The following is a 17084-nucleotide window of genomic DNA, read 5'->3' on the forward strand; positions in this document are numbered from 1 at the left end:
TAAGGCTTTTAAGGATTAAAAATGGATGCAGACAAACCATTGCTGAAAAAGAAATACTATCCGATAAACGAGGTGTTGTCGGACTATCTTCATAAGTACAAAAGGGTAACGAAAACCACTATTTTTTATGAAGATTTACTTCGTTTTCAAGGTTCGGTGGTGGTAACAGACAAAAACGATGAAGACACACTTTGGGTACGGGTTTTTCATAATGAATTCGAGCGCAAGGAAATCGATTTGAGTCTGAAGAAGATATACACGTTGCTGCATTCTGACGGAGACGAAAGCAATCTGAAGTTTTTAACGGTGGATTATATCGATTTTTGCACCTTTGGCAATTCGAAGCCATTTCGGATTAAAATTCGGAATACTTTGAATGATAATTACACACATTTTTATGTAAAGAAAGCCGATGCTTCGCGGATATTCGGATTGGAATTAGAGCATATTTTATCTCCCAACAGCATCAACTTTTTGGTTTTCAAAGAAACGTTGATTGAAGAACATATTGTTGGCATTCCAGGGGATGTTTTTCTGAAGCATCATCTCCACAATTGTACCGAACACGAAAAGGCGCAAATCGCCAAAGAGTTTGTGAAATTCAACGAGCGCTGCATGATTGGACTTTTGGGCGACATGCGTTCGTATAATTTTGTGGTTATCCCGATTTACGATTACGATCACATCGTCTTTAAAATTCGTGCGATTGATTTTGACCAGCAATGTTACGAAGGCAGTTTCAAATTGTACAAACCGCATTTATACAAGGAAAATTTTCTGTTTACCCAATTGGTGCACGACAAACTGAAGGAGAATTCCATTGAGCAGTATCAAAAGGAAGAGCGTTCCATTATGGTGCGTCGTCTGGCCGGTTCCGAAGAACGCTTGAAAGATTTACTATTCGCTATGAAATCCAATGAATTGTCGCCAACCTTAAATTTAGAATTACTAAAGAAAGAAACGTTTGAAGTCACTAAAGATAAATACTTCAAAAATGCCAAATCGATGGGCGAACTGGTCGAAGCTGCTTTGAATTACATCAAAAGAAATTACCATCATCTCGAAGATGATGAATAAAAGAGAACTCTAATTTTCTATCAATTATTCCTCAAAATCCAAGTTCATCGGTTCGTCTTTTACTTTAACACGATCGGTTTTTTTACCGGTAGTTGGTGTATTGGTATCCACAACATCAAAATTGAGTTTATCAAACCATATTTGACCCGTTCCACGCAATAGCGCACCATACGAAATTTGGGAAGCGCCTTCGGGAACATCCAATACAATGTCATATTTTTTCCAATCGGTAGTTCCGGTAACGGCGCGATCCATCATGTTGTCGAAAGCCAAAAAACTTTGGGAATTAGGCTGACCGACGCGCAGCCAAAAACCAGCTTTTTCCGAAACATTGGCACTTTTGATATAACCGCTCAAACGGATTCGTTTCCCAATGAACTTTTCGGCGTTTGCACTTTGCATTAAAGTTCCGTAACCTTCAATGGTTTTGTCCATCGATTTGATGCTGGCCGCGTTTTTACCGTCCATCCCGGATCCTTTATCGATGCCCATGTCGTAACTGTCCGATTTGCTTCCGGCTTTAAACCAGCCCGCAGGAATTTCAAAGGAAATCAGAAAGGCGGCAAGGAAAAGCAATAATAAAATTTTAAGAGTAGTGGTTTTCATACGCTAACGAATTAATTCATATTCACTTGAACACTAATAGGTTAATTCGTTTATAATGAAGCAATTATAAATTTACAAAAAATTGAAGGAATGGAATTTATAAGTCTTAAATTCTCTTTCAGCTGCACGATTAATCAGATGAAAAGTAAAATTGATGACAAAACCGTATTTTAGCCTTTTAAATGATACGAATGACCACAACCGAATACATCCTGAAGTTTGTTCCGACCGCTTCTAAAAATATTGAGGCAACCTTACAATTATTAGCCGAAGATTGCACCATTCCCTTCATCGCTCGTTACCGAAAAGATAAAACCGGGAATCTCGATGAAGTTCAGATTGAAAATATTGCCAAATACCACAAACAGTTTGAGGAAATCATCAAACGAAAAGAAAGTGTTTTAAAATCGATAGAAGAGCAAAACGCCTTGTCTCCGGAATTGAAAGCGAAAATTGAAAACAGTTTCGAGTTGCAGGAAATTGAAGATTTGTATCTGCCGTACAAAAAGAAGAAAAAAACCAAAGCCGATACTGCTCGTGAAAATGGTTTAGAACCTTTAGCGAAAATCATCATGGCGCAAAATTCAGACGATGTGGAGTATATCGCTTCCAAATATTTAAGCGATAAAGTAGTCAACGAAGATGAAGCGCTTCAAGGTGCCCGCGACATCATCGCCGAATGGATTAACGAAAACCTATTCATCCGTAAAAACCTGCGCCGAATGTTTCAGCGTCAAGCAGCTGTTACAACTAAAGTAGTGAAAGGCAAAAAAGACGATGAAGCCGCCAAAAAATTCGAACAGTATTTCGAATGGAGCGAACCGGTTTCCAAAGCGCCGGCGCATCGATTATTAGCGATGTTGCGTGCTGAAAATGAAGGATTTGTGAAACTTTCCGTTGAGGTGGAGAAGGAGGAAGCTATTGGTTTTATCGAAGACAATATTATTAAAAACAATAACGAAACCGCCGATCAATTGCGATTGGCGATTAAAGACAGTTACAAAAGATTACTGGAACCCGCAATTTCCAACGAAACCTTGCAAGAAGCCAAAACCAAAGCCGATATCAATTCCATTCAGGTTTTTGCGGCAAATTTGAGTCAGTTGTTGTTGGCGTCACCGTTGGGCGAAAAACGAATTTTGGCGATTGACCCTGGTTTCCGAACGGGTTGTAAAGTAGTGTGTTTGGACGAAAAAGGCGATTTATTGTACATCGAAACTATCTTTCCGCACGCGCCACAAAACGAAACGACTATGGCGATGAAGAAAATCAAGTCGATGGTTAACGCTTACAACATTGAAGCGATTTCCATTGGAAACGGAACGGCAAGTCGTGAAACCGAATTCTTCATCAAGAAAATTGCGTTTGACAAGCCGGTTCAGGTTTTTGTGGTTTCCGAAGCAGGCGCATCAGTGTATTCTGCATCTAAAATTGCAAGAGAAGAATTTCCGAATTATGACGTGACGGTTCGTGGCGCGGTTTCTATCGGCAGAAGATTGTCTGATCCGTTGGCGGAATTGGTAAAAATCGATCCAAAATCCATCGGAGTAGGCCAGTACCAACACGATGTCGACCAAACCAAATTGAAAGAAGAATTGGACACAACAGTAGTTCGTTGCGTGAATTCCGTCGGTATCAATATCAATACAGCAAGCAAAGCCTTGTTGAGTTACGTATCCGGAATCGGGGAGAAGATGGCGGAAAACATCGTGACCTATCGTTCCGAAAATGGTCCGTTCGAAGACCGTAAACAATTGAAAAAAGTGCCGCGTTTGGGTGAGAAAGCGTTTCAGCAAGCCGCAGCGTTTATCAGAATTAAAGATGGAAAAAACCCATTGGACAATTCCGCAGTACATCCGGAAGCATATAGTATTGTGGAAAAAATGGCGAAAGATTTAGGCATCAAAACCAATGAGTTAATCGCTAATAAAGAAAAAATAGCTTCGGTTAAAGCCGAAAATTATATTACCAACGATATCGGAATTTTATCTTTGAAAGACATTTTGAAGGAATTGGAAAAACCAGGTTTAGATCCGAGAAAAGCGGCCAAAGTTTTCGAATTCGATCCGAATGTAAAAACCATCAACGATTTGCGTTCGGGAATGATTTTACCTGGAATTGTGAACAACATTACGGCTTTCGGTTGTTTTGTCGATGTCGGAATCAAAGAAAGCGGTTTGGTACACATTTCCCAACTCAAAGCCGGTTTTGTAAGCGATGTAAACGAAGTGGTGAAACTACACCAACACGTTCAGGTAAAAGTAGTTGAAGTAGACGAAGCTCGAAAACGTATTCAGCTCACGATGATTCTATAAAAACAAAAAGCCCAAACAAAGTTTGGGCTTTTTCATATCGTAAAGCGAAAAGATTATTTGTTTTCTTCCTCTTCTTTTTTGCTCGTTGCTGCTTGGTCTTCCCCTTTAGCTGCATTTTTGAATTCCTTGATTCCGGTTCCAAAACCTTTCATCAATTCCGGAATTTTTTTACCGCCAAAAAGTAAAACGATTACCACTATAATTAAGATTATTTCGGTAGTTCCTAATTTTCCCATGATATTTTGAAATTATGTTTTTGTTGTTTTTATTCTAAACGTATCCGACAAAGGTAGCCATAAAATCGATTTTGCAAACAACTACTCCTTTGTTTTTAAAGAAAGTAGCTCAAATTTAGCTTTTCTTTAACCAAAAGCCCAAAAGGTTTACCGAAACTTGTTATGTTCCAAGGCGATATTACTTATATTTGTAAATCAAACCCGATGCATGTCTGAAAAGCGACTGAAACGCCAGAAAATCAAGAAACAACTCTTCAGTAAAAACCGTTTGGTCATATTGAACGAAGACACCTTTGCTGAAGTTTTTTCCCTTCGTCTGACCTTAATGAACGTTTTTATCGTAGCCACATTGGGTGCGGTTTTGATTATTTTCGTAACAACTTACATTATCGCTTTTACCCCGCTTCGCGAATATATTCCAGGTTATGCGTCCACTGATTTGAAGCGAAAAGCAGTTGAACTTACCTTAAAATCCGATTCGCTGGAACAGGCGATGAAACGCAACAACTTATATGTAGAATCTATTAAAAAGGTTCTGAATGGTGATTTGGAATATGCCAAACTCAACGTAGACTCCATCATCGCTGCGGAACAAATTGATCCGGAATTAATCGAAGTGGATGCTTCCGAAAGCGAACTCGAGTTGCGAAAACAAGTAGAATCTTCAAAAACAAAATAATATGGAATGGTTGCATCAGTTAGTGGAATTACCGATTTTAGGCGGAGTACTTTTCGCTGTGGCCGGAGCAATCCAATATTTTTTTCCGCCAAAGAACATTAATTCGTTGTACGGTTACCGAACCGGAACTTCCATGCAATCGCAGAAACATTGGGATGAGGCACAGAAAATTTCGGCTAAAAAATTAATTGTCAGCGGATTGATTATTATTGTTTTAGGATTAGCACTGAATAGTTTCGCTTTTTCGGATAAAATAAGATTGTTTTCAAGCATCGGATTGGTGCTGTTAACTGTTTTTTACGTCTTGTTCACAACCGAGCAAGATCTTAAGAAAATAAAGTAATTTTAGAAATGTCTTTAAAAGCCTTTTTCGCCAAGCAATTCGCCGCCATCATTCATCAGAAAACCCAAAAATGGGCCAATAATCCTATTGCAACACAGCAAAAAGTGTTTCAGGAATTGCTGAAGGAAGCGAAAAACACACAATTTGGAAAAGACCATCAGTTCGACCAAATTTCTTCTTTTGAAGATTTTGCAACCAAAGTTCCCGTTCGCGATTACGAAGCTTTAAAACCTTACGTTGACCGCGTGGTAAAAGGCGAAGAAAATATTCTGTGGAAAGGCAAACCGATTTATTTCGCTAAAACTTCCGGAACGACTTCGGGAGCCAAATACATTCCGCTTACCAAAGAATCGATGCCGTATCATATCGAAGCTGCGCGCAATGCGATTCTAAGTTACATCCACGAAACCGGAAACGCTGATTTTGTCGATGGGAAAATGATTTTTCTACAAGGAAGCCCAATTTTAGAAGAGAAACACGGCGTCAAATTAGGACGATTGTCCGGTATCGTAGCGCATTACGTTCCGAAATATTTACAAAAAAACCGAATGCCAAGTTGGGAAACGAATTGCATTGATGATTGGGAAACCAAAGTCGATGCGATTGTGGAAGAAACCATCAACGAAAACATGGCTGTTATTTCTGGTATTCCGAGTTGGGTGCAGATGTATTTCGAAAAATTAAAAGAGAAAGGAAACAAACCGGTTGGTGAAATTTTCAAAAACTTCAATTTGTTCATTTACGGCGGTGTGAATTACGAACCCTATCGCGCCAAGTTCGAAAACCTAATCGGACGAAAAGTTGATTCCATTGAATTGTTTCCGGCTTCGGAAGGGTTTTTCGCCTATCAGGATTCCCAAAAGGAAAAAGGCATGTTGTTGCTGTTGAATTCCGGGATTTTCTACGAATTCATCAAAGCGGACGAATTTTTTACCGAAAACCCAAAACGCTACACTATCGGCGAAGTCGAATTGGGCATCAATTACGTTTTGATTCTTTCCACCAACGCCGGACTTTGGGCGTACAATATTGGCGATACAGTGCAATTTACGAGTTTGAAACCGTATCGGGTAATCGTTTCCGGTCGGATCAAACATTATATTTCCGCGTTTGGTGAACACGTGATTGGAAAAGAAGTGGAAGCCGCGTTACAACAAGCGATGGAAGGCACTGATGTACGCGTGAACGAATTCACCGTAGCGCCACAAATCAATCCCGCCGAAGGCTTACCCTATCATGAATGGTTTATCGAATTTGAAAACGAACCAAACAATTTGGATGAATTTGCCTTGAAAATTGACGCCGCCATGCGCCAACAAAATGTGTACTACGACGATTTAATCGTTGGCAATGTGTTGCGAACCGTAGTGATTTCTTTAGTGGTTCCAAACGGTTTTCAGGAGTATATGAAATCCATCGGAAAATTGGGCGGACAGAACAAATTACCGCGATTATCGAACGATCGAAAAATAGCCGATGTCCTGCAAACAAAGTAGCATGAAACCATTCCACCGAATATTGTTTTTTTTAATCTTATTTCCCATTGCTTGTTCGGCACAAATCAGAGGCGTGGTTAAAGACAGCCTTACCGGAAAACCGATTCCGTATGTAAGTATTTGGGTGGAAAATGAAAGTATTGGAACTACTTCAGAGGAAGACGGTTCGTTCCGAATAAACACCAATGGCAATAAGACCTTGATTTTTTCAGCTTTGGGCTATGAGAAAATCAAAAAAGCAATACTATCAGAGAATGTTATACTGATGGTTCAGAAAGCAACAGAGCTTGAAGAAATGCTTATTATTCCAAGAAAAGGAACCAAAATCAAAGAAATTGGCGAGACCGAAAACAGTTTAAGCGAAGCTTTTGACAATGCGCCCAGCATCGATTTGAAATATTTCCCGTATCACGAAAGTTACAAGAAAACCAAATTTCTGAAAAAAGTAATTATTTATACCGATACCCGAATTCCGGAAGCGTTACTCAAACTCCATTTTTACAAGGTGAACCCAGACGGAAGCCCGGGAATAGAGCTTTTGCAGGACGAATACCGCGTAACCGTAAAACAAGGTGTGGGTAAAAGCAGTTTCAACATTTCCGATTTAGGATTGACGATGCCCCAAAACGGAATTTACATCGGCTTTGAAAAACTGATGATTGATGACAACAGAAACCAAGGCGGAAGATTCTATCCGTTAGTATTATACAACCGCGTTCCCCGAACTTTTATTTTTGAATATACGGGTGGAAAATGGCAAAAGAAAATCGTTCAGTCTGCGGCTGAATCGACTGAAAATAAAGTCTACGAACCTGCAATAAATCTACTATTGACCAATTAAAAAATAAACGCCTATATTTGCAGGTTAGAAAAAAGAAAATTTAATGAAAGAATTAAAGAACATTTCGCGCTCACGAGCGCAAGAGTCCTCGGCTGCTATCGAGCGACTGTACATTACGATGCGACACTTGTTTAACCGAGGTTTTTACAAACCAATGGGTGTGTCGGGAGAAACGTTACGCGAAGCCTTATTATCACTTCGCCCTGAAATTTACGGTTCCATAGCCGAAGAAAAAGTCGAACTGAACGGTTTATTGTACGTAATCGAGCGTTTACCGGTAGGGATTGAAGAGTGTCGTTACATCAATTTAACGTCAGACGAAGGCTATTCGAAATCCCATTTCAAACCGATTGTGCCGCCGAAACGAAGAAGAAACTGTTACCGCATTGACGACGAACAGATGAATGTGGAAATCACGCGCGGACGTTCGGACATCTACGACATTTTAACTCACTTGACTTTCATTTTCATCGAATCGCACAAAATCAAAGACCGCGTTTTGATTGATGAAGACGGTCGTTTAACCCGCGATTGGGAAAAACTAGAGCAAGTAGTATTACAGAATAAGAAACTTTCTTTGGTTGACAGAGAGCAAGCAATTTCGCACGCTTCCAACATTTTAGGAAGAACGTTTGCCGAAGTAATCGACATTTATGACGGTTTCGGTACCAAAGAAAAACCAGATCGTTTTTTACACGTTATCTACTGGTTAGGAAAACTAGCTATTGAAGAAGTAGTGGACAATAACAAACGCACCATCACTTTCAGTCCGATTTTGAGAGAACGCTTAGGACATCATATTTACGGTGAAATTTGGGCGAACAATATCAAAGAAGTTTTAGAGAAAAACGATTTATTGGCACGTCCGATTCACATTATCAGTGCGAACATGCACAGTGTGATGAACTCGATTTTTGCGGAGCCGGTTCTTGGAAAAAAATACAAAGACGGAGACGAATTTCAGATTTTTGAAGATTTGAGTAAATCCGGAAATGATCCGTTGCGCAAGAAAGTAGAAGATTTCGCGTTACAACACGGTATGATTTCTTTACCCGACACCTCCGGTACCAACATCGACGTACAAATTTTTGATACGGCTAAAATCGATGTGAAAAAATCGGCCTTTCCGAAAGCAAATTTAGGGAAAGACAAACCGGTATTGATAGTAATGGATTATGCCTTCGGAGAGCAGGCTTACGAAACGATTGATGAATTGTTAAAACCCTATAAATCCGGAAAAGGAAAAGTTTTCTTAAATGTAGAATCCGTTTCCATCATGGGGAAAGCCGGAATTCTGGAAGGCGGGAAAGGCGACATCATGATTCCGAACGCCCACATTAACGAAGGAACCGCAGACAATTATCCGTTTGACAACGAATTGACTAAGGGAATGTTCGACGGAAACGATATTCCGGTATTTGCAGGGCCAATGGTTACCGTATTAGGAACCTCGCTTCAAAACAAGGACTTGTTGAAATTCTTCCACGAATCGACTTGGGGTGCGATTGGCTTGGAAATGGAAGGATCGTACTATCAGAAAGCGGTACAATCGGCTTCTAAAATCCGTAAGAGCATCAACCCTAATGTGAAGGTTCGTTATGCATATTATGCTTCGGATAATCCTTTGGAAACGGGAAGTACACTTGCTTCAGGGGGATTAGGAACGACTGGTGTAAAACCAACCTATTTGATAACTATTAAAATTGTAGAACAAATTTTTAACGTAAAATAACCACACAACTTTATGAGCACAAGTCCTCAAACGAATCCTAATGATCAGGAAATTGATTTAGGATTACTTTCCAAGAAAATAGGTGACGCAATTCAGTCTTTTATCGATTGGATTTTTGACGGAATATTATTTATCCGCAGAAATATAATTGTTTTACTGATATTACTCATAGGAGGTGCTGTTTTAGGATATTTTATAGATAAAAACAATCGAGTGTATGATCATCAGATTATTGTTTCCCCTAATTTTGGAAGCATTAATTATCTATATTCAAAAGTTGATTTAATATCATCTAAGATTAAAGAAAGAGATACTGTTTTCTTAAAATCAATAGGAATAAAGAATCCTAAAAAAGTACTAACAATTAAGATTGAACCAATTGTTGATGTTTTTAAGTTTGTAGAAGGAAATGAGAAAAATTTTGAACTTTTAAAATTAATGGCTGAAGATAGTGATTTGGGAAAAATTGCAGAAAATGATTTGATAAGTAGAAATTACACCTATCATTTGATATCTTACACAACGTCAGAGTTAACAAGTTTAGACAAAACATTCGAGCCATTAATGTCCTTTTTTAACGATAGCGAGTATTATAAAACAATTCAAAAAGGGTATTTGAATAATCTTAATCTCAAAATGAGTGAGAATTTACATACAATTTCACAGATTAATGGTATTTTAGATCAGTTTTCTAACTCAACTTCAAACACAACCCATAGAAACGACAAACTCGTTTATTATAATGAGAACACACAGTTAAATGAAGTAATTAAAACAAAAGAAGAGCTAATTAAAGAGCAAGGGTTAATTCGTTTAGATTTATTTAATTCGAGTAAAATAATAAATGATAACAGTAAGACATTAAATATAAAGAATACAAAAGCGGTAAATGGGAAGATGAAGTTGATATTACCGATACTATTTGTAGGGTTGTTTATCTCATTTGGATTACTTATTAGATTCTACAGACGCCAATTAGCCAAAAGAAACCTAGCGTAATGGAAACCATATTAGTGACCGGTGGAGCCGGTTTTATCGGAGCAAATTTTGTTCCTTATTTTATTGAGAATAATCCGGAGTATCATTTGGTCAATCTGGATTTGCTTACGTATGCCGGAAATTTAGAAAATGTAAAGGAAGTTGTTGAACATCCAAGGTATACTTTTGTACAAGGCGATATTTGTGATAGAACTTTTATTGAAGAATTGTTCCATAAATATCAATTCCACGATGTGATTCACTTTGCTGCGGAAAGCCATGTGGATAACTCCATTTCAGGACCGGAAGCGTTTATCAAAACCAATGTTTTAGGTACATTCAATCTTTTGGATACTGCCCGAAAATTATGGATGAATGGTCCGAACGATTACAAAGAAGCCTTCAAAAACGCTCGTTTCCATCATGTTTCCACTGATGAGGTTTACGGAACTTTAGGCGAAACCGGTTTGTTTGAAGAAACGACGCCGTATGCACCCAACAGTCCGTATTCGGCATCGAAAGCGGGTTCCGATATGATTGTTCGCAGCTATTTTCATACCTACGGGATGAATGTGGTAACTACCAACTGTTCCAACAATTACGGTCCGAAACAACACAATGAAAAATTAATCCCGACGATTATACGTAAAGCCTTATCAGGTGAAAATATTCCGATTTATGGCGATGGGAAAAACGTTCGCGATTGGTTGTATGTCTTAGACCACTGCAAAGGAATCGAATTGGCGTTTCAGAAAGGGAAATCGGGTGAAACTTACAATATCGGAGGGCGAAACGAACGCAACAATTTGTACATCGTAGACAAGGTTTGTTCTCTTTTAGACGAAAAGCAGCCAAAACAAACCGGAAGTTATAAAGACCAAATTTCTTTTGTGAAAGACCGTCCGGGACACGATATGCGTTATGCCATCGATGCTACCAAAATAGAAACCGAATTAGGCTGGAAAGCCGATGAAAATTTCGAAACCGGTATTGAGAAAACCATTGACTGGTATTTAAACAAGTTTCAAGCCTAGGGTTTTAAGCTGTTTTCAACCTCTAACTTCTAACTTTGACTTATGAAAGGAATTATACTTGCCGGAGGATCCGGAACCCGTTTGCACCCGCTAACCTTAGCGGTGAGTAAACAGTTGATGCCGATTTACGACAAACCCATGATTTACTACCCATTATCAACTTTGATGTGGGCTGGAATTCGTGAAATATTGATTATTTCGACGCCACACGATTTACCGTTATTTCGTCAATTGTTGGGCGACGGAAGTAAATTAGGCTGTCGTTTTGAATATGCAGTCCAAGAGCATCCAAACGGATTAGCCGAAGCGTTCATCATCGGAAAAGAATTTGTAGGCAACGATAAAGTAGCTTTGATTTTAGGCGATAATATTTTCTACGGAACTGGTTTAGCCGAATTGCTTCAAGCGAACAACAATCCGGATGGCGGAATCATTTACGCCTATCATGTTCACGATCCGGAGCGTTACGGTGTGGTAGATTTCGACAAAGACGGCAAAGTACTTTCGATTGAAGAAAAACCGGCACAACCAAAATCGAATTACGCAGTTCCGGGAATTTATTTTTACGACAATGATGTAGTGGACATTGCGGCCAACATCAAACCAAGTCATCGTGGTGAATTAGAAATCACCGATGTAAACAAAGAATATCTAAACCGAGGCAAATTACAGGTTAGTATTTTAGACCGAGGAACCGCTTGGCTAGATACCGGAACGTTTCAGTCGTTAATGCAGGCCGGACAATTTGTTGAGGTAATTGAAGAACGCCAAGGTTTAAAAATCGGTGCTATTGAAGAAGCGGCCTATAAAATGGGTTTCATCGATGCCAATCAGTTAAAGACTTTAGCCGAACCGTTGTTAAAAAGCGGCTACGGAAAACACTTAATGAGTTTATTATAATCGAATGAAATTTACCGAAACCAAACTGAAAGGCTGTTTTATTTTGGAACCGACCGTTTTTGGAGATTCCCGAGGCTATTTCATGGAAAGCTTCAACGAGCAGACTTTCGAAAAAGGAACAGGAGAAAAAGTACATTTTGTACAGGACAACCAATCGTTTTCCACTCGCGGCGTTTTACGCGGATTGCATTATCAAACAGGAGACCACGCTCAGGCGAAATTAGTCCGTGTTCTAAAAGGTGAAGTATTGGATGTTGCGGTAGACATTCGTCCGGAATCCGATACTTACGGACACTACGTGGCAGAGGTTTTAAGTGGAGACAATCAGAAACAATTGTACATTCCAAGAGGATTTGCACATGGGTTTTTGGTGTTGAGTGAAACCGCTGTTTTTTTCTATAAATGCGATAATTTCTACAACAAAGAATCGGAAGGCGGAATCATTTACAATGATCCAACCATCGGAATCGACTGGAATTTTCCGTCAGAAGCATTACTAATTTCTGAAAAAGATACTGTTTTACCTACTTTGGGAAACGCTAAAAAAGCATGGTAGTTTTAGTTACAGGCGCTAACGGACAATTAGGACAATCGCTGCAGTTTATAGCAGAAACTTATCCGGAAATGAAGTTTGTGTTTTGCACATCTTCAGACTTGGACATTACCGATTTCGATAATTGTCAAACAATATTCAAACAGTACAAACCAGATTTCTGCATCAATACCGCAGCGTACACCGCTGTAGATAAAGCCGAAAGTGAACCCGAGAAAGCCTTTGCCATTAATGTAACCGGCGCTGAAAATTTAGCAAAATGTTGTTTGGATCATCAAACTGTATTGTTACATGTTTCTACGGATTTTGTGTTCGATGCCAAGTTTTCGGAAGGAACGGCCTATTACGACAAAGAATTGCGACTGCCGCTTCAAAATGAAAAAGGTTTATTGGAAACCGATGTTCCTTTTCCGGGCGGCACGTACGGTTTAACCAAGTTACAAGGCGAACAGGCCATTCAGGCAATAATCGATAATTATTTTATTGTTCGGACTTCTTGGGTGTATTCCCAATTCGGGCATAATTTTATGAAAACGATGTTGCGTCTGGCTTCGGAACGCGATACGTTATCAGTAGTGGACGACCAAATCGGAACGCCAACGCACGCTGTTGATTTGGCAAATGCTTTGCTGACGATTATCCAAAGCCGTAAAACCGATTTTGGTATTTACAACTTCAGCAACGAAGGACACTGCAGCTGGTATGATTTTGCCAAAGAAATCTTCCGCATTAACAAGGTGGTTATTGATTTAAAGCCGATTCCTTCATCGGCTTATCCAACACCGGCGAAGCGTCCAAGCTATAGCGTTTTGGATAAAACCAAAATCAAATCAATATTCGGAATTTCTATTGCTTCTTGGGAAACTTCCCTGTTGGAACATCAAGGATAATTACCGTTTTACAAATTTTTGAGTTTCCCGAATGCCGTCTTCCGTTTGAAAGGTGATTAAATAGATGCCCGAAGCGAGCGTGTTTACCTCAACTTTATCATCAGCCATTCCACTCAAAATCTCTTTTCCGTCTAAAGAACGAATTACATATTGAACTGTAGCAAAGTCATGCAGCAGTTGCAAGGCATTTCCAACAGGATTAGGATAAATGAGAAATCTGTTTTTGGTCACCTCAACATTTCCTAAAGTAATAGGCATTCCCTTGACACTGATATTGTTAAACGTCACCCGTTCTCCGGTATCGGCCATCATATTGGGTCCGGTAAAACGAATCCGAATTTTAAAATCAGCATTGTTATCCGTAGCCGGAATGGATGAAAAATCGGCTTCAATCAGCTGATAGGTTCCGTTAATCGGAAATGCTGAAACCGGCATGCCTGCAGTGGTCCAAGTAGGTGCTCCGACATTTATCGAATAGTCCAGCAATAATCCCGTTGCCGCGCCTTCGTCTTTAACAGCAAATCCGAATTTCATTTTCTCGTGCCCAGAAGAAGCTACGTTGAAAACCATCGTATTTTCAAGATTTCCGCTTTGAAACGGTTGGGTAACTTGAAGCCCTCTCATATTTGAATTAGCAAAATTAAGATTATTGTTGGCAGACGGAATATAATTCAATTCCGTTGGACTGTTGCGGCGTTCCATGGATGCTTTGCGCCAATTTGGATTGCTGTTGTTAAATGGATAACCCACTAAACACGACTGATAATTCAAAACGGCATTGGTGGAAATCTCATAACTCGAATTTAAAGCGGTAAGCGGGGTATCATTCGGAATTGCCGTGTCCATCATCCAAAAGTAAACGACTTCCTGTGACCCAGTTGGTTCGTCCGGACTGAAATGAGCGGTTAAAGACAGATTTCCTGTAGGTGTCAAAGTAATTTCAGCTTCCGTACTAGTGGAATCACCAGACCAATGATCGAAAACATAACCTTCTAACGGAACAGCTTTTACCGTGATCGGAATATTGTGAAAGTAAATTCCCGTCCAAGGATAGGGATTGCCTATAATTCCTGGCGTTCCGTCTTTAATATTTATAGTATTGATTTTTACAAAACCATGATTCGCATCGGATACATTTAAAGTGATATCCAAATTGGAAGCGATACTGAATTTCTCCCGAATATGTGTTCGCTGATGAACAGCCCGTTGGTTGGCAAACAGTTTTTCTTCGTTGATATGGTATTGCCAATCGCCATCGTCTTCCGGACCTTTCCAACGGAAGTACTGATCGTTCATTTCAGGTGCGATTTCGGCTGCCATCACATCGATTTGGCTGTTGATACGATTGGCTAGAAAGTTGGTGTTCATCAAATCGGCGAAACGGTTGATGAATTCGTTTTTAAAAGAGGTATTCGCTAATAATTTTCTTAACAGCAAAGTCGACCAAGGACTGTCGTTGATGGCAATATTGTCCGTGCTGGCATATTCCAACGAATTGAATTCCGGATTGCCAAAAGTACTGGTTACATCGTGATATGCCCAACGCCAGCGACCATCATGCCCATAAGGAGCAGTAGGAATATAACCAGCCGTTTTTTTGCGCCAATACACGATGTTGTTGCTCGGCCAATCGTCGTTTTCGAGATAAATATTACTGATGAAATAATCGATAAAACTATCGGGATCAATGCGGGTTTTAATGTAGTCGTAATTCGCAGGAATGGCTAAATCATTAGTTTCAAAGTAGTTGATGAGTGAAAGATAATCGACATCATCACCTTCTTTAACTTCCCCATCATTTTCTAACAAATCAACATTATTGATATCATACACCAGTTTGAAATAATTATTGTCGTAGCGTTCGCGTAAGGCTAAAATGCCCCAATATTCTCCGTTGATGAAAGTAATAACCTGTTGGCTGGCTTCGGTTTCCATACGCAAATCCTTAACCAGTTCGTTGCACAAAGCGTCCCGAAACATAGTGTTGTAGAAATCACTTCCCGAATTCTTTATAATGACACGTTCATAAGCCGGATACGGTTGGTCTGAGAATAAAGGATAGTCCAATTCTCCTTTTCCGTAGGAAGAACGGGCATATACCCGCATCGATTTACTCGGATATTGTCTCGAATAATCCCCATGAATCCGAATACCTACTTTTTGGTTGATGACTTCCTGTCCGTTGACGAAATAGTTGAGGTTGGCTAAACGTTCATAGGCATCTCCGGAACGGTTGAAATTTCCGAGGTTTTCGTTGACTTCTTCCGTTGGGTTGGCCGCTCGCCAAGTGTCAAAATCAATGCCGGCCACAGAAATACCATCGGTATAATCGTAAAAAGAATTTTCATCCAGACTTACCGAAATCACGGGTAATGTAAACCGATTGACACCTTGAGGCGATATAAAATAATTTTTGGTAACTGTTGGACTGGTCAATGCTCCGGGTTTTATCACTTTTGCTTTCACAACAGTCCCTTTGAAAATCGGTCCGTTCGGGATGTAGGGCGGAACAAAATCCCAAGTCGTAGAAATCGTCGAAATTTTATTGGGTTCCGAAGAGCGGTCAATAATTGGAATAGGAGCACTGTATTGCAAGGAAGTAAAGCTAAACTGTAACAAAGAACCGAAAGCTTGTCCGGGCAATTCCGGATATTGAACTTTATAGCTGTAAGTGGTTCCGGAAAGATTATTTTCATTGGGTTCCGAACCGTCTAAGGTGTAAATAATCGTGGTTCCGACTTCTGCAGAACTTAGCGAAAGATTGAATCCACTGGTGTAAAATCCGGAGTTTTGAGAAAAAACGGGTTCGCTCAGTACTTCGGCATAGGTTGTTGAATTGTTAACAGCATTTGGTGTTGCCGGCAGGAAAAAAGTAAAAGCACCGGTTGCATTGGGAAACCGGCCGTAAGAAACATCACTTTGTAAACTAACAGGATTTACAGTTTGCAAGGTTGTTCCCGAAGGATTGGTCAGCACAACGGTTTCTCCCGAACTGCTGATTTTAAAATTCGTATGCAATGGACTGCCAGGCACGCGGCGGTTTTTATCGGAACACCAAATCAAAAGATATTCGCCCGGATTCAGCGTAACCTGCGGGAAAGTCCATTTAAATGGTGAAGCAGGATCGTCCGTTAAGCCGTGACCTAGCAAACCAATAGGTGACGCACCGTTGTTGTAGAGTTCAACCCAGTCTTCGTGATCGTTGTTTTCATCGGTTAACGAGTTGACATTAGTGGATAAAATTTCATTGATAACCAGATTCTGACTTTGAACAGTAAGAGTATTCAAAAGTATCAAACCCAGTGTTGTGTAAAAAGTAATTTTCTTCATGACTTCCTGTTTAGTAGTGAACGGTTTAATCACTTTCAACAGGAGCAATACTCCATTAAAAAGGATTAAATGAA

Annotated in this window: 15 protein-coding genes; 12 read left to right on the forward strand and 3 right to left on the reverse strand. The window is 39.7% G+C overall.

The features are described 5' to 3' along the window. Positions 1–21 precede the first annotated feature (21 nt). Positions 22–1077 carry a hypothetical protein gene (locus RUH60_RS04530; RefSeq protein WP_313805867.1) on the forward strand — a complete coding sequence of 352 codons (1056 nt, stop codon included), beginning with the start codon at positions 22–24 and terminating at the stop codon, positions 1075–1077. 24 nt (positions 1078–1101) lie between these two features. Here the strand turns inward: RUH60_RS04530 and RUH60_RS04535 are convergent, their stop codons facing one another. Continuing rightward, positions 1102–1683 carry a hypothetical protein gene (locus RUH60_RS04535; RefSeq protein ID WP_313805869.1) on the reverse strand — a complete coding sequence of 194 codons (582 nt, stop codon included), beginning with the start codon at positions 1681–1683 and terminating at the stop codon, positions 1102–1104. A 191-nt stretch (positions 1684–1874) separates the two neighbouring features. On the opposite strand from RUH60_RS04535, the gene RUH60_RS04540 reads away from it, so the two are divergent. Next, positions 1875–3998 carry a Tex family protein gene (locus RUH60_RS04540; RefSeq protein WP_313805871.1) on the forward strand — a complete coding sequence of 708 codons (2124 nt, stop codon included), beginning with the start codon at positions 1875–1877 and terminating at the stop codon, positions 3996–3998. A gap of 53 nt (positions 3999–4051) precedes the next feature. Here the strand turns inward: RUH60_RS04540 and tatA are convergent, their stop codons facing one another. After that, the gene (tatA, locus tag RUH60_RS04545) at positions 4052–4234 is read right to left on the reverse strand and encodes a twin-arginine translocase TatA/TatE family subunit (protein ID WP_313805873.1); all 183 of its coding nucleotides are present in this window, start codon (positions 4232–4234) and stop codon (positions 4052–4054) included. 208 nt (positions 4235–4442) lie between these two features. Between tatA and RUH60_RS04550 the strand changes: the two genes are divergently transcribed. From RUH60_RS04550 to rfbD, 10 genes are read left to right on the forward strand one after another with little or no spacing between them, the layout of a single operon-like run. Then, the gene (locus RUH60_RS04550) at positions 4443–4913 is read left to right on the forward strand and encodes a peptidase (protein ID WP_313805875.1); all 471 of its coding nucleotides are present in this window, start codon (positions 4443–4445) and stop codon (positions 4911–4913) included. A 1-nt stretch (position 4914) separates the two neighbouring features. Beyond that, positions 4915–5256: an SdpI family protein gene (locus tag RUH60_RS04555; protein WP_313805877.1), complete on the forward strand. Its 342-nt coding sequence runs from the start codon at positions 4915–4917 to the stop codon at positions 5254–5256. A gap of 8 nt (positions 5257–5264) precedes the next feature. Continuing rightward, the gene (locus RUH60_RS04560) at positions 5265–6752 is read left to right on the forward strand and encodes a GH3 auxin-responsive promoter family protein (protein ID WP_313805879.1); all 1488 of its coding nucleotides are present in this window, start codon (positions 5265–5267) and stop codon (positions 6750–6752) included. A gap of 1 nt (position 6753) precedes the next feature. Further along, the gene (locus RUH60_RS04565) at positions 6754–7593 is read left to right on the forward strand and encodes a carboxypeptidase-like regulatory domain-containing protein (RefSeq protein WP_313805881.1); all 840 of its coding nucleotides are present in this window, start codon (positions 6754–6756) and stop codon (positions 7591–7593) included. A gap of 43 nt (positions 7594–7636) precedes the next feature. Next, positions 7637–9325, forward strand: coding sequence for a DUF6909 family protein (locus RUH60_RS04570; RefSeq protein WP_313805883.1), 1689 nt, complete (start codon positions 7637–7639; stop codon positions 9323–9325). 12 nt (positions 9326–9337) lie between these two features. Continuing rightward, entirely contained in the window at positions 9338–10324 is a 987-nt protein-coding gene (locus tag RUH60_RS04575) for a hypothetical protein (protein WP_313805885.1), read from the forward strand. Next, on the forward strand, positions 10324–11337 hold the full coding sequence (gene rfbB / locus RUH60_RS04580) for a dTDP-glucose 4,6-dehydratase (RefSeq protein ID WP_313805887.1): 1014 nt from the start codon (positions 10324–10326) through the stop codon (positions 11335–11337). Before RUH60_RS04575 ends, rfbB begins: the two co-directional genes overlap by 1 nt. 42 nt (positions 11338–11379) lie before the next feature. Beyond that, the gene (gene rfbA / locus RUH60_RS04585; RefSeq protein WP_313805889.1) at positions 11380–12237 is read left to right on the forward strand and encodes a glucose-1-phosphate thymidylyltransferase RfbA; all 858 of its coding nucleotides are present in this window, start codon (positions 11380–11382) and stop codon (positions 12235–12237) included. Between the two features lie 4 nt (positions 12238–12241). Beyond that, positions 12242–12793 (forward strand): dTDP-4-dehydrorhamnose 3,5-epimerase, encoded by a 552-nt coding sequence (gene rfbC / locus RUH60_RS04590; RefSeq protein WP_313805891.1) that lies wholly within the window; start codon positions 12242–12244, stop codon positions 12791–12793. Next, on the forward strand, positions 12787–13680 hold the full coding sequence (gene rfbD / locus RUH60_RS04595; protein ID WP_313805893.1) for a dTDP-4-dehydrorhamnose reductase: 894 nt from the start codon (positions 12787–12789) through the stop codon (positions 13678–13680). Before rfbC ends, rfbD begins: the two co-directional genes overlap by 7 nt. Here rfbD and RUH60_RS04600 read toward each other — a convergent pair whose 3' ends face one another. Beyond that, the gene (locus RUH60_RS04600) at positions 13681–17010 is read right to left on the reverse strand and encodes a CotH kinase family protein (protein ID WP_313805895.1); all 3330 of its coding nucleotides are present in this window, start codon (positions 17008–17010) and stop codon (positions 13681–13683) included. It abuts the gene before it with no gap. Positions 17011–17084: the final 74 nt, after the last annotated feature.

Origin of the sequence: Flavobacterium sp. (genome assembly GCF_032153895.1) — a bacterium.
GTDB lineage: Bacteria > Bacteroidota > Bacteroidia > Flavobacteriales > Flavobacteriaceae > Flavobacterium.

What these genes read in the sequence shown, in the direction of transcription:
- RUH60_RS04600 (WP_313805895.1), bottom strand. Translation starts at nt 17,010, where the DNA reads ATGAAGAAAATTACTTTTTACACAACACTGGGTTTGATACTTTTGAAT.
- rfbA (WP_313805889.1), top strand. Translation starts at nt 11,380, where the DNA reads ATGAAAGGAATTATACTTGCCGGAGGATCCGGAACCCGTTTGCACCCG.
- RUH60_RS04535 (WP_313805869.1), bottom strand. Translation starts at nt 1,683, where the DNA reads ATGAAAACCACTACTCTTAAAATTTTATTATTGCTTTTCCTTGCCGCC.
- RUH60_RS04575 (WP_313805885.1), top strand. Translation starts at nt 9,338, where the DNA reads ATGAGCACAAGTCCTCAAACGAATCCTAATGATCAGGAAATTGATTTA.
- tatA (WP_313805873.1), bottom strand. Translation starts at nt 4,234, where the DNA reads ATGGGAAAATTAGGAACTACCGAAATAATCTTAATTATAGTGGTAATC.
- RUH60_RS04570 (WP_313805883.1), top strand. Translation starts at nt 7,637, where the DNA reads ATGAAAGAATTAAAGAACATTTCGCGCTCACGAGCGCAAGAGTCCTCG.
- RUH60_RS04530 (WP_313805867.1), top strand. Translation starts at nt 22, where the DNA reads ATGGATGCAGACAAACCATTGCTGAAAAAGAAATACTATCCGATAAAC.
- RUH60_RS04550 (WP_313805875.1), top strand. Translation starts at nt 4,443, where the DNA reads ATGTCTGAAAAGCGACTGAAACGCCAGAAAATCAAGAAACAACTCTTC.
- RUH60_RS04540 (WP_313805871.1), top strand. Translation starts at nt 1,875, where the DNA reads ATGACCACAACCGAATACATCCTGAAGTTTGTTCCGACCGCTTCTAAA.
- RUH60_RS04565 (WP_313805881.1), top strand. Translation starts at nt 6,754, where the DNA reads ATGAAACCATTCCACCGAATATTGTTTTTTTTAATCTTATTTCCCATT.
- rfbD (WP_313805893.1), top strand. Translation starts at nt 12,787, where the DNA reads ATGGTAGTTTTAGTTACAGGCGCTAACGGACAATTAGGACAATCGCTG.
- RUH60_RS04555 (WP_313805877.1), top strand. Translation starts at nt 4,915, where the DNA reads ATGGAATGGTTGCATCAGTTAGTGGAATTACCGATTTTAGGCGGAGTA.
- rfbC (WP_313805891.1), top strand. Translation starts at nt 12,242, where the DNA reads ATGAAATTTACCGAAACCAAACTGAAAGGCTGTTTTATTTTGGAACCG.
- RUH60_RS04560 (WP_313805879.1), top strand. Translation starts at nt 5,265, where the DNA reads ATGTCTTTAAAAGCCTTTTTCGCCAAGCAATTCGCCGCCATCATTCAT.
- rfbB (WP_313805887.1), top strand. Translation starts at nt 10,324, where the DNA reads ATGGAAACCATATTAGTGACCGGTGGAGCCGGTTTTATCGGAGCAAAT.